The 13,009-nt window shown below is 25.6% G+C and carries 11 protein-coding genes; 7 read left to right on the forward strand and 4 right to left on the reverse strand.

Annotated elements, in window-relative coordinates; all coding sequences use genetic code 11:
* Both ACPKM0_RS05730 and ACPKM0_RS05735 read left to right on the forward strand, forming a co-directional pair.
* A partial coding sequence (locus tag ACPKM0_RS05730) for a PfkB family carbohydrate kinase (protein ID WP_472474162.1) occupies window positions 1-331 on the forward strand: 331 nt, incomplete at its 5' end.
* Window positions 332-409: 78 nt separating this feature from the next.
* The gene (locus ACPKM0_RS05735; protein ID WP_472474164.1) at window positions 410-1,030 is read left to right on the forward strand and encodes an endonuclease III domain-containing protein; all 621 of its coding nucleotides are present in this window, start codon (window positions 410-412) and stop codon (window positions 1,028-1,030) included.
* Here ACPKM0_RS05735 and ACPKM0_RS05740 read toward each other — a convergent pair.
* Complete coding sequence (locus tag ACPKM0_RS05740) at window positions 978-1,505, reverse strand: hypothetical protein (RefSeq protein WP_472474166.1); 528 nt, start codon at window positions 1,503-1,505, stop codon at window positions 978-980. The genes ACPKM0_RS05735 and ACPKM0_RS05740 overlap by 53 nt on opposite strands.
* Window positions 1,506-1,853: 348 nt before the next feature.
* Here ACPKM0_RS05740 and rpmB point away from each other — a divergent pair, with 348 nt between their 5' ends.
* The 4 genes from rpmB (at window position 1,854) to ACPKM0_RS05760 (ending at window position 8,745) form a co-directional block, all read left to right on the forward strand.
* Window positions 1,854-2,081: a 50S ribosomal protein L28 gene (gene rpmB / locus ACPKM0_RS05745; RefSeq protein ID WP_464627183.1), complete on the forward strand. Its 228-nt coding sequence runs from the start codon at window positions 1,854-1,856 to the stop codon at window positions 2,079-2,081.
* 109 nt (window positions 2,082-2,190) lie between these two features.
* A complete protein-coding gene (thrA, locus tag ACPKM0_RS05750; protein ID WP_472474168.1) occupies window positions 2,191-4,578 on the forward strand; it encodes a bifunctional aspartate kinase/homoserine dehydrogenase I in 2,388 nt (795 codons plus the stop codon).
* A gap of 13 nt (window positions 4,579-4,591) precedes the next feature.
* Entirely contained in the window at window positions 4,592-5,866 is a 1,275-nt protein-coding gene (thrC, locus tag ACPKM0_RS05755) for a threonine synthase (protein WP_472474169.1), read from the forward strand.
* Window positions 5,867-6,018: 152 nt separating this feature from the next.
* The gene (locus ACPKM0_RS05760) at window positions 6,019-8,745 is read left to right on the forward strand and encodes an EAL domain-containing protein (RefSeq protein ID WP_472474171.1); all 2,727 of its coding nucleotides are present in this window, start codon (window positions 6,019-6,021) and stop codon (window positions 8,743-8,745) included.
* Window positions 8,746-8,759: 14 nt separating this feature from the next.
* Here the strand turns inward: ACPKM0_RS05760 and ACPKM0_RS05765 are convergent, their stop codons facing one another.
* The 3 genes from ACPKM0_RS05765 to ACPKM0_RS05775 form a co-directional block, all read right to left on the reverse strand.
* Window positions 8,760-9,251: a helix-turn-helix domain-containing protein gene (locus tag ACPKM0_RS05765; RefSeq protein ID WP_472474172.1), complete on the reverse strand. Its 492-nt coding sequence runs from the start codon at window positions 9,249-9,251 to the stop codon at window positions 8,760-8,762.
* Between the two features lie 306 nt (window positions 9,252-9,557).
* Window positions 9,558-10,829, reverse strand: a complete 1,272-nt coding sequence (locus ACPKM0_RS05770) for a galactokinase (RefSeq protein WP_472474174.1) — start codon at window positions 10,827-10,829, stop codon at window positions 9,558-9,560.
* A gap of 13 nt (window positions 10,830-10,842) precedes the next feature.
* Complete coding sequence (locus ACPKM0_RS05775) at window positions 10,843-11,895, reverse strand: UDP-glucose--hexose-1-phosphate uridylyltransferase (protein ID WP_472474176.1); 1,053 nt, start codon at window positions 11,893-11,895, stop codon at window positions 10,843-10,845.
* A gap of 81 nt (window positions 11,896-11,976) precedes the next feature.
* Here ACPKM0_RS05775 and ACPKM0_RS05780 point away from each other — a divergent pair, with 81 nt between their 5' ends.
* Window positions 11,977-12,933 carry a LacI family DNA-binding transcriptional regulator gene (locus ACPKM0_RS05780; protein WP_472474178.1) on the forward strand — a complete coding sequence of 319 codons (957 nt, stop codon included), beginning with the start codon at window positions 11,977-11,979 and terminating at the stop codon, window positions 12,931-12,933.
* Window positions 12,934-13,009: the final 76 nt, after the last annotated feature.

A 13,009-nucleotide genomic window follows, 5' to 3' on the forward strand; every position in this document is an offset into this window, starting at 1 on the left:
AAAAGCTATTAGAATATTTAGAGATGCATATGATATTGACTTAATCTTTTTAACATTAGGAAGAGATGGCTCTAAAGCTTATTATAAAGATATATGTGTATCAGCTCCAACTTTCTTAGAAGTTAAATGTGTAGATACAACTGGAGCTGGCGATAGCTTTATGGGTTGTTCAATGCATAAAATTTTAGAATATGGACTTAATAATTTGGATAAGGAAAAATTAAAAGATACATTAATTTTTGCAAATGCAGGTGCTTCTCTTGTAGCGAGTAAAAAAGGTGTAATTAATTCTCTTCCAAGTTATAATGATATAAAAACGTTAATAAATTAACACTCTTCAATAGATATTATATTAAAAGCTAAGAATTTTATTCTTGGTTTTTTTTTGCATATAGTGTAATTTTTTTATATGAATGAAAAAGAATATATATTAGAGATTTATCATTTACTTGATAAAAATAGCGAAGAAAAAATTGTTTTTTTAGATAATAAAGATCCTTTTCAATTTTTAATATCAGTAATTTTATCGGCTCAAACAACCGATAGAATTGTAAATATAGTAACTAAAGATCTATTTATTAAATATCCTGATGCTGAATCTTTATCTAAAGCAGATATTTTAGAGGTTGAAGAAATAATAAAACCAACTGGTTTTTATAAAGCAAAAAGTAAGAATATAATTAATTGTTCTAAATCTTTAGTAGGAAAGCCGATACCTAGTGAAATAAATGAATTAGTTAAACTTCCTGGAGTTGGTAGAAAAACAGCGAATTGTGTAATTGGTGATATTTATAATAAAGGTGCTGTAATAGTAGATACTCATGTTAAAAGAGTATTAAACAGATTAGAGATAGTTGAAGAAAAAGATCCAACTAAAATAGAAATGAAAGTAAGATCTCTTTTAGAAGATAAATATCTATACAGGTTTTCTATGACTGTTAATCTTCATGGCCGTAGATATTGTTTTGCTAGAAAACCTAATTGTGAGCAATGTTTTTTGAAGAATATTTGTCCATCGAGAGATGTATAGAAGATAAGTTTTTATAAGAAATAAAATTATTATTTTCTTCAATTTCGATAATATTTAATCTAATATCTTTAATTATGATTTTCTTTATGTCTTTATTAAAATTAGTATTATTCCCTAGAAGGATAATTGGAAAATGCATTTTTTCAGATGATAAAGAGAAATATTTAGATTTATGATTTTCTATTCTTTCTAATTTTAAACTAGTTATTAATTCATTAATAAATTCATTATTAATAGAATTAATAAAGGTGCAATTATTATTATTTGAGATTTGTTTTTCAAATTCTATATAGGGTTTTATAATATTAATATTAGTATTTTTGAATGAATTTAATCTTGTTTTTCCAATTATTGTTAAACAAGGAAAAATATTAAAAGATGGGTCGTTAGATATTTTATATAAACTTTTCTTTAAATTCTTTATATACTTTAAATCACTATCAAGAATATCGATTGTTATATAATTACTCTTCATATTTAATTATATTATCTAAATTTAAATTATAAGACTAGTATTTTAAAGAAAAAAAATAAATAAATTTAAAATTATCTAAAATAGGTATAGAATAATTGGTTTTAATTTAATACAATACACTCATGTTGTTTTGATTTTATGCAACAAATTTGAATAAAAGTTAATTCTTTTTTAATAAGTAATCAAAAAGGTATTTACACAATCTTCAATATTTGTTAATTTGCATAGAGTTGAACTGCGCTTTCCATAAGACCTTGCAGAATGCTCACAAGTAAAGACTTGGGCAAGTTTATTTTGGATAGCAACAACGTTTTAATAAATCAATATTTTTTATAAGGTGGATATAGTATGGCTCGTAGATGTGAAATTTGCGGAAAGGGAACAGTTGCAGGCAACAATGTTACCAGAAAAGGTCAAGCAAAAAAGAAGGGTGGTGTAGGTCAACATATTGGTGTAAAATCCAAACGTGTCTTCCGCCCAAATCTAGTTACTGTTAAAACTACAGTAAACGGTACTCCACGTACTGTAAAAGTTTGTACACGTTGCCTACGTAGTGGTGCAGTAGATAAACTATAATTTGTTTCTTGAATGCAAACCTGTATGTGAAAGAGCCCTTGTGGGCTCTTTTTCTCATATTAGGGATTTTGTTCACTAGAATGTTCAATATTTTAAACGGGGGTTAAGATTGAAGAATATAAATATACATGCTTTAGAAGCATCTATGTTATTAAATAAAGACGGAAAAGAAAAATTACTTAAACTAAGAAATAATAATACTGGTGATAAATTAATTTTAGTTGTATCGAGTGATAGAGAAAATATAATAGGTGCAAAAGAATTATTAGAACTAGCAAAAAATAAAGATGAATTACTGTGGGTTAAATTAGAAGAAAAAGAAACTAATTTAAATAAAGTAATTTATAATTTAGTTGGTTTAGAACATAGAGCATATCTATCTGATTTATTGAAAAAAGATTTTACCAATATTGAAGATATCTTAAAAAGTGTATGGTTAGTAGGAGATATTTCCTATGGTACTTTAGGATATTTTGATTATATTGTTGGTAATTGGTTAAGTAATATAGTAAAAATATTTATAAAAGAAGCTAATGATATAATTACATCATGTACTTCGAAAGAAATAGAAGTAATGAAATCAACTGATTTAGATGATTTTATTATAGTTACATCATCTATACATAAGATAAAAGAAAGCTTTAATGCAGAAATATTTGCATCAAAGATGGCCGTTAAGTTTGAAACAAAAAATTTAGTATTTTGGAATTCTAAATCTCTATTAACAACAGCAAATGAAAGTGAAGTACCTAGTGCTACTGTAATTCGAAATCTTTGTTATAGTGAAGCAACTGAATTATCATTTTTTGGATCTTCGTTAATTAATTCAAAGGCAATAGTATATGCAATTTCTAAAGGTATAAATGTAAGATTAAGATGTTGGAAAAACTTTGAAGACGAAGGTACATTAATTAATAATGAAGAAAAGTCTAAAAATGGTCAAAGTGTCAAAGGGTTTTCCATTGTACATAATGTTGCTTTAATTAACATTGAAGGCGCTGGTTTAAGTGGAAGGATTGGTTTTTCATCTAAAGTATTTGATGCTTTAAAAAGTGCCGGTGTTTCTGTAATCTTATATTCTCAAGCCTCATCTGAATATTCAATTTCTTTAGCTGTTTTAGAGAATCAAGCTGATAGTGCAATTGAAGCTATTAGTATTAATTTTAACGAAGAATTAAGAGAAGATATTATAAACTCTATTGATTGTGTTACCAATTTAGCTGTAATTGCTGCAGTTGGAAATAATATGGCTGGGAAAAAAGGCGTAGCTGGAAAATTCTTTAGTTCTTTAGGAAAAGCTAATGTTAATGTTAAAGCAATAGCTCAAGGTGCTAGTGAAAGAAATATTAGTGCTGTAATTGAATCAAGTGATAGTAAAAGAGCACTTAGAGCATTACATGCAGCATTCTTTTTATCAAAACAAGCTTTATCAATTGGGTTAATAGGTCCAGGTAATATTGGGGGTACTTTATTAGATCAAATTGCTAAAGAATCAGATTTCTTATATGAAAAATTTGGTATTGATTTAAGAATAAGAGGTATTGCAAGTAGCAAAAAAATGTTAATTAATGAAGATGGTATAGATTTATCTTCATGGAGAGAACATTTTAAAAATAATAGTATTGACTTGGACATGAATGAGTTTGCTAAACATGTAGGTGCAACATATTTTCCACATAGAGCAATAGTGGATTGTTCTTCATCAAGTGAGCTTGCTTCTAAATATATAGAGTGGATGCATAATGGTATGCATATAGTAACTCCAAATAAAAAAGCAGGAACTGCAAATTTAGAATATTATAAAGAGCTATTTGATACTTGTTTAACAACTGGTAGAAGATTTTATTATGAAACAACAGTAGGTGCTGGCCTTCCTGTTATTAAAACTGTAAAAGATTTAGTTCAAACAGGAGATAAAGTAAAATCAATAGAAGGTATTGTCTCAGGTACATTAGCATGGTTATTTAATAATTATGACGGAAGTACAGCTTTTAGCAAATTAGTAAAAGATGCTAAAGAAATGGGATATACAGAACCTGACCCTCGTGATGATTTATCAGGAATGGATGTTGCAAGAAAAACTGTTATTTTAGCTAGGGAATTAGGTTATGATGTCGAAGTAGGTGATATGCCTATTGAAAGTCTTGTTCCTCAAGATTTAGCTCAACTTCCAGTTTCAGAGTTTATGGATAAATTAGAACAATTAGATAAACCAATTTTTGATAAATTTGAACAAGCTAAAAAAGAAAATAAAAGACTATGTTATGTTGGAAGTGTTGATGAAAAGGGTAAATGTAGTGTTAAACTACAAGGTTATCCTATGACTCATCCTTTCTCACAAGCTAGTGGAACTGATAATGTTATATGTTTTACAACTGAAAGATATTCTACTCAACCTTTAGTAATTAAAGGACCAGGTGCAGGACGTGAAGTTACTGCTGCAGGAGTATTTTCAGATATATTAAGATTAGCAGCATATTTGGGTGCAAGAGTATAAGGAGAAGAGAAAAATGGATTTTGTTTCAACAAGAAGATTATCTAAAAAAGTAACAGCTGGAGAAGCAATTTTAAAAGGTTTGGCTGATGATGGAGGACTTTATGTTCCTGAAAAGTTTCCTTCATTAGTAAAAATGAATGTTAGTGGTATTTCATCTTATCCAGAAATGGCTTTTGAAGTGTTAGCTCCATATTTTGAAGATGATAAATTAATTAAAATTAATGATTTAGCAGAAATATGTATGGATTCTTTTAACTTTAATGTGCCATTAATTCAATTAGGTGATAAATTAAGTGTATTAGAACTTTTTCATGGGCCTACAGCTGCATTTAAAGATTTTGGTGCAAGATTTTTAGCTTCTTCCTTAGAAAAAATTATTAAAAAAACTCAAAAAGAATTAACAATACTTGTAGCTACAAGTGGTGATACAGGTGGTGCTGTTGCATCAGCATTTTACAAGAAAGAAGGAATTAAAGTTAAAGTTTTATTCCCAAAAGATAGAGTTAGTGATAGACAAAAAAAACAATTAACAGTTTTAGGTGAAAATATTGAAGCATATGAAGTAGATGGATCTTTTGATGATTGTCAAAAAATGGTTAAAGATGCATTTATGGATAAAGAATTAAGTGAAAAATATGGTTTAACAAGTGCTAATTCTATTAATTTAGGAAGATTATTACCTCAAAGTGTTTATTATGTTTATGCTAGTCATTTATTTAGAACTATGTATGGTGTAAATCCTAATATTATTATACCAAGTGGCAATGTAGGAAATAGTTGTGCCGCATATTGGGCTTTTAGTACTGGTGTTCCAATAGAATCTATAGTTTTAGCTGTTAATGCTAATAAAACAATTCCTGATTATTTAGAAAGTGGAGTATATACTCCAAGAGCTAGCGTTAAAACATTGGCAAATGCGATGGATGTTGGTTCTCCTAGTAATATGGAGAGATTGTTAGATTTATATGGTGATGTTGATATATTTAGACAATTTGTTAGATCATATAGTGTAAGTGATAAAGAAATTGAACAAACTATTAAAAGTACATATGATGAAACATCCTATATTATGTGTCCTCATACAGCTTGTGCTAAAAAAGTATATGAAACTCATTATAAAAATCAACCTTCAATTTTAGTTTCTACAGCTCATCCTGCTAAATTTGAAACAATAGTAGAACCTTTAATTAATAAAGAAATTCCTATTCCTACTAATTTAAAGGATTTACTTTCAAAAGAAGAGAAATATAAAAGCGTTTCAACAAATTATAAAGACTTATTTTTATAAAATACAAAAAGCACCTTTGGTGCTTTTTTATTTCTCAACATAATTCTTTTTAGAAAAACAAAAAATGAAAATAAATTATTCAATTGTTAATAAAAACTTTTATTTTTCCACCACATGATTTATTATATAAATAAATAAGTGGAGTTTAATTGATGATTATTACAAATAAAGGTGTTTTACACAAAAAAGATTTAATTAGAATTATAAAGATATCATTATTATTTATTATTCCATTTTCTTTGATTTCTATATCTTTATATAATTACACTTTTAAAATACAAAAAGAAAATACTATTAATTTGATAGTTGAAGAAACTGAAGAGAGAGCTAATACCATTAGCTCGATAGTAAGCTATATCAAAAAAAATGTAGTTGTTGATTTGTTGGTTGTAAAAAAAGCACAAGAATTTAATGATTTTCTTGATAATCCAAATGTTGAAAATATCGAAAAAGCTAATCAATTATTTTATAGAATTGCTTTAAATAAAAATGAATTTGATCAAATAAGATATATTGATAAGAATGGATATGAAGCCTTAAGAGTAAATAATACTGTTTCAGGAGTTGATATTGTTGATTCACAATCTTTGCAATATAAAGGGGATCGCTATTATTTTCAAGAAGCGAAAAAACTAGAAAAAGATAATATTTATTTTTCAAAATTAGATTTAAATATAGAAAACAATAAAGTTGTAGAACCGTACCTTCCGATAATAAGAGTAGTTTCACCTATATATAATGAAAATAATGAATTTAATGGTATTTTAATAATCAACTATAAAGCTCAAGTTATTTTAGATTTATGTGATGAACAAATAAATAAACTTTCACATGATTTTGTTTCAATGTCTTTAGTAAATGAAGAAGGATATTATTTATATAATAAAGATATAGAAAAAAGTTTTTCTTTTATGTTTGATGATAAAGATTATAACTTAAATAAAGATTCACTATTGTTCAATATAAATAAAGAGAGTGGTATAAAATATTATGAAGAAGAAGATAAAATATTTTCAATTGTACAATTAGATAAATTTAAAGATATTGAAGTAGATACAATTGATCATTGGTATTTAGTTTCTTCATTTATAATTGATGATATTCCTATTGTAAAAGAATCATTCATATTCAATATGAATAAAAATCAATTAATATTTATTTTATTAGTTCAAATTTTTATAGTCGCTTTAGTGATAATCTTTTATTTAAGAAATAAGGATAAAGAACAGATTTCTCTAATTTCTAAAATATCTGATGTAACAAATGATAGTATAGTAATTACAGATAATAATTTTAACATAATATATGTGAATAAAGCATATAAGAATATGATGGGATTTGAAGAACATGAATTAATAGGTAAAAAAATTAATTCATTTAAATCAGGAATGCATCCAAAAGAATTTTATAGTAATATAATTAATTCTTTATCTACTTTAGATTATTGGGAAGGAGAGATATGGAATAAGAAAAAAGATGGTTTATTATTCCCAAAATTATTAAAAATTTATGAAACTCAAAAAAAATATTCTAATACAGCGGATAAATATATTGCAATATATTCAGATATAGAAAGAATTGAAGAACAAGTTCATAATTATGATTTAGTTGATAATTTTGATAAATTAACAAAACTACCTAATGAAAGATTGTTAATTAAGTTGGTTAATAACATATTAGAAACAAAAATAAACGTTTTTGGTCTTTTTTGCTTTTCTATTATTAATTATAATCAAATATTTATAAATACAAGCGAAAAAAATAAAAATGAAATTTTAAATCAATACTTGAATGAGCTTAGAATTTATTTAAGAAAAGATGATATATTTGCTCAAATTTCTAAAGATTCATTTGTAATTGGTTTATCTTCATTCAATAATTTAAATCAAATTAAAAAATATATACAAAACTTTTTTGAATATAATAATAAAAAAACAATTAATATCGATAATCCTATTATTATTGATATAAGAGGTGGTGTTTCAATTTATCCAAAAGATAATTTGTCAGCAAAAGGATTATTACAAAGTGCTAACATGGCATTAACAGAAGCAATTGAAAAAAATGATTATTATTGTTTTTTCAATAGAGAAATAAAGGAAAAAATTGAAGAAAAGAGTTTAATGAGTGTTTTGTTAAGAAAATCTATAGATAATGAAGAATTAAATATGAAGTATCAACCACAAGTTAAAATTAGTGGAAATAAAGTAGTTGGTATTGAAGCTTTGTTAAGGTGGAATAATCCAACCTTAGGTGTAGTTTCTCCTTTCTTTTTTATACCCATTGCAGAGAAATCTGGTTTTATAATTGATTTAGGATATTGGGTAATTGAAAAAGTATTTAGTGATTATAAATATATTAAAGATATTTTACCACCTTCTTTTAAAATTAGTATTAATATTTCACCACTACAATTCAGTGATAAAAATTTAACAACGAAAATTATTGAATTAGCAAATAAATATAATGTTGATTTATCTAAGTTTGAAATTGAGATTACTGAAAGTATTATTTTATCAGATTTTAAAAAAATTAATGAAAAACTTGATGAATTTAAACAATTGGGTATTAGTATAGCTATTGATGATTTTGGTACTGGTTTTTCTTCATTAAGTTATCTAAGAAATTTAAAAATTGATAAAATTAAAATTGATAGGAGTTTTATAAAAGATTATCCAACTAAAGATTCAGGTATTATAGCAAAAATAATAGTGAATATGGCAAGTGTGCTAAATTTGCAAGTAATTACAGAAGGAGTTGAAACCGAGGAGCAGTTGAATTATATATCTTCTATAAAGTGTGAATTAGTTCAAGGGTATTATTATAGTAAACCCTTAACTATAAATAATTTCATAGAATATTTTAATAAATCAAAATAATTTATATTTTAAATTTATTCATATTCGTCCAGTTTTTCACAAAATTTACTCATGGATAATCCAAAGCTTTTGGCATATTTTTCTAAGGTTGAACATAATATATGATTGTTAATTTTTAAATGTTCTCTATTACAAATATTTGTTTTATTTATTCCAGATTTTTTAGCTAATTGAGCTTTAGAAAGTTGTGCTTTTTCTCTTAGATTTTTTAATGTTTTATTTACCTCTTCTTGAGAAATCTCTTTTCTATTAATTGAATATTTCAAAGTAATTGAATTTGAATATCCAGATTCATGTTCTGCAATTGCAAAAAAACTTACTATTGATATATTTAGAACTGAACATATTTTATCTACAGTTTCAAATTTTGGATTCCAATCATCTTTTGTATGTCTTATTAAACTAGGTGAAATTTTTGCTTTTTCTGCAAAATCATCAATAGATAACCCTGACTTATCTATAATGAAAAATAGAGCTTTTTTATAATTTAGTTGTTTATTATCCACAATTTTACTCCTAACATAATTGTTCTATAAAAAATATTATCAAACATAATATGTAAAGTCAAAAAAAAAGAATATACTATATAATATAATGGTAATATAGGTAGATAAATAACGAACTTGTTATTAAGATATAATAAAAATAACCAAAAATCCACTTTTAGTAGTAATATTACAAGTTTTAAGAGTTACAAATATAACTAGAGGTGTAAAATAAAATTGTTATTAATTTTTATAAATTTAATACTATAAATATTAAGTAGTGCAATAATAAACCATATACAACTAATTATGGTTTATTATTGATTATTATGCAAAACAAATAGTTTCTTTTTTCCTTATATGTAATTTTGTAACTGAATCCTTACCAAATAAACATTTTATTTTACTTATAATTAGTTCACTTTCTGATAATGGAATATAAGCTTGAATAGTTCCAGCAAAACCACCACCGTGTACTCTATAAGCACCTTTGTCACCTAATAAAGTATCTAGTAAAGCTAACCCAACACCAAGGCTTTGTTCTTTAGGATTTGTGTTATCATATAAATTTTGTAAATATTCATAGGAACTTTTTCCTGACTCTTTTACTAATTTAAAATAAGTATTTACATCTTTTTGCTCTAAAGATTTACACATTTGTTCAACTCTTAAATTTTCATTAAAATAATGGAAAGCTCTTAAAATAGCTCTATCATTCTTAATTGTAGCTTTTAATAATGGTAAATTATTCAAGAAATCACTAAATGATACCTCTCTTAATACTTCTTTATTAAAAAATTGAGCTATTTCTTTCATTTCAAAAGGAATAGAGCTATAGCAGTGGGTTAAATCGTCGTGAGATCCTTTAGTATCTATTATTATTAAGTCATAACCCATTTCGTTAAAATTAAAAGGTATGTTAATTAATTTTGGAGTTTCTTTTTCTTTAAAATCTATTGAGATAATACCACCACTTGCACAAGCTAACTGATCCATTAAACCACTAGGTTTACCATAATAGTTATTTTCAGCAAATTGACCAATTTGAGCTAATTCTAATGGAGTAAGAATATCATTATTATAAAGATGATTAAAAATAGTTGCACATAAAACTTCAATTGCGGCAGAAGATGATAAACCACTTCCTTTTAATACATTTGTAGTAGTATTTGCAACAAAACCACCAACTTTTAAATTCCTTTTACTAAAAGAATAAGCTATGCCTCTAACTAATGCTTGAGTCGTATTTTCTTCATTTTTAGAATAATCTAAATTATTTAGATTAATACTTACAGGATCAAATCCTTCACTAATTATAGTCGCAATATTATCATCAGTTTTATTAACTGCAGCTATTGTATCAAGATTAATTGAAGCGGCTAATACTTTCCCTAAATTATGATCAGTATGATTACCTCCAAGTTCAGTTCTTCCAGCTGTAGAAAAAATTGATGCTTTTTCATTCTTGAATAATTCAAAATGATTTTCTAAAAGAGAAATAAATCTATTATCATAATAATCTAAATCAATATTTTTTCCATAAAGGTTTGGATAAATAGAGTGTAAAGCTTTATCCTTAATTTCATTAATACTTATCATAATAATCTCCTTTTTATAGTAATTTCAAATAATGAGTTGTGCTTAATTCTCTTAATTGTTTAGCTGCACTTTCAGCTGTTATATCTCTTTGAGCCATTGCTAATAATTCATATCCTACCATAAATTTCTTTACAGTTGCAGATCTTAATAGTGGTGGTAAAAAATGGAAATGCATTATATTACCTAAATGCTTGATATTATCAGTTGGATTTTGGTGTATTCCCATTGAATAAGGAAAATTTGTTTTAAATAAGTTGTCATATTTTATAGTTAGTGCGCTTATTGCTTTTGCTAGATTTTCCATATTAATTTCTGATAAATCATTGAGAGATTTAATTTCTTTATTGATTGGTAAAATCATAGTTTCGTAAGGCCATGTTGCCCAAAAAGGAACTACAACTAAAAAATCATCATTAGAATATACAACACGAGATTGTTCATTTATTTCATATTTAGCATAGTCTAATAATAGAGAAGATTTATTTTCTAAAAAATATTCTTCTTGTTTTTCTAATTCTATTTTTGGTAGATTTGGAATTACTTCTTCAGCCCAAATCTGTCCATGTGGATGTGGATTTGAACATCCCATTATAGAACCTTTGTTTTCAAATATTTGAACATGATTAATAAAATCTTTTTCTGCAAGTTCGTTATATTGTTCTTTCCAAACTTTAATTATTTTAACAATGTCTTTAACTTCCATTCTAGCTATTGTTAAATCATGTCTAGGTGAAAAACAAATTACTTTGCATATTCCTTTTTCACCTTTAGATTTTAATAAGTTATTAGGTCCAAACTCTTCACTTGTGCTGTCACTATCATCTAATAAAGCTGAAAAATCATTTGTAAATACAAATGTTTCTTTATAATCAGGATTTTGTTCATTGTTACTTCTTGTATTGGTAGGGCATAAATAACATGATTTATCATATTGTATTTTACTTGGTATTTGTGGATCTTCTACTTGACCTTGCCAAGGTCTTTTTGTTCTATGGGGAGATACTTTGATCCATTCTCCTGTAAGAGGGTTATATCTATTATGTGTAGACTCTTGTAATTTTTCCATAATTGCTCCTATAATATTGATATGTACACGTGTACATTATAATATATTATATCTGATGTCAAGATTTTTTTGGAGGAATTAATGGGAATAACAAGAGATTTAGTTGCTAAAGAGGCTAATGTAAGTAGTGCTACGGTTAGTAGAGTTTTTAATAACCCAAATGCAGTTTCTCCTGAATTAAGAAAAAAAGTATTAGATGTTTCTAAAAAATTAAATTACATACCTAATAAAGCAGCTTCTCAGTTAAGACGTAGTGGTACAGGCGTTATTGCTGTTGTAAAAGTAGAAAAGAGTAATCGTGCTTATTATTGGGGAAGTTTTAAACTTTTTGATTGGTTTTATGCACAAGCTCAAAAAGGATTGTTAAATGCTATTGAAAATACAAGTTATCAACTTAGTTTTTACAATATAAAAAATAAAAAAGAATTAATAGATATTTCTAGAAGAGTAGATGGAGTAATAGGTTATGATATTGATACTAAGGAAGAAGAACTTCTTTTTGAAAAGTTAGACATTCCCTGTGTTCTAGCACATCATATTCAACCTAATAATAAAATGATTCATGTTTCTACAAATAATATATTTGGTGGAGAACTACAAGGTAAATTTCTATTAAATAAAAATGTGAAAAATCCTCTTTATATAAGTGGTTATATAGATCAAGTTTTATCTCATACTCAAAGATTAATGGGAATTAAAAATATTTATCCTAATATTAATATTTTAGACTTTGATTTTCTAAATAAACTTGAAATCAAAAAAATGATTAATCATATTTTAGATATAGTAAAGAAAGAGAATTGTGATGGTATTGCCTTTGTTAATGATCTTGTATTAGTAAAAACAATTTCGAAGTTAAACTTGAATATACCTATTATTGGATATGATGGAGCTCCATATATTTCTTTAATTGAGGATGTAGCATCTATTGATTTTAATATTAGTATTATTTATGAAAAAAGTTTATTAAAATTAATTGAATTAATAAATGGAAAGAAAGTTCTAGGTGAAATAGTTTTACCTACTTTATTAATTTGAATGTGAAAAAATATAATATAAAAAATTATAATAAAATTTTAAATGAGTTTATGTCACAACTGCGTAATAACAAAAT

The organism is Pleomorphochaeta sp. (assembly GCF_050031695.1).
GTDB lineage: Bacteria > Spirochaetota > Spirochaetia > Sphaerochaetales > Sphaerochaetaceae > Pleomorphochaeta.

What these genes read in the sequence shown, in the direction of transcription:
- thrC (WP_472474169.1), top strand. Translation starts at nt 4,592, where the DNA reads ATGGATTTTGTTTCAACAAGAAGATTATCTAAAAAAGTAACAGCTGGA.
- rpmB (WP_464627183.1), top strand. Translation starts at nt 1,854, where the DNA reads ATGGCTCGTAGATGTGAAATTTGCGGAAAGGGAACAGTTGCAGGCAAC.
- ACPKM0_RS05780 (WP_472474178.1), top strand. Translation starts at nt 11,977, where the DNA reads ATGGGAATAACAAGAGATTTAGTTGCTAAAGAGGCTAATGTAAGTAGT.
- ACPKM0_RS05740 (WP_472474166.1), bottom strand. Translation starts at nt 1,505, where the DNA reads ATGAAGAGTAATTATATAACAATCGATATTCTTGATAGTGATTTAAAG.
- ACPKM0_RS05760 (WP_472474171.1), top strand. Translation starts at nt 6,019, where the DNA reads ATGATTATTACAAATAAAGGTGTTTTACACAAAAAAGATTTAATTAGA.
- ACPKM0_RS05735 (WP_472474164.1), top strand. Translation starts at nt 410, where the DNA reads ATGAATGAAAAAGAATATATATTAGAGATTTATCATTTACTTGATAAA.
- ACPKM0_RS05770 (WP_472474174.1), bottom strand. Translation starts at nt 10,829, where the DNA reads ATGATAAGTATTAATGAAATTAAGGATAAAGCTTTACACTCTATTTAT.
- ACPKM0_RS05775 (WP_472474176.1), bottom strand. Translation starts at nt 11,895, where the DNA reads ATGGAAAAATTACAAGAGTCTACACATAATAGATATAACCCTCTTACA.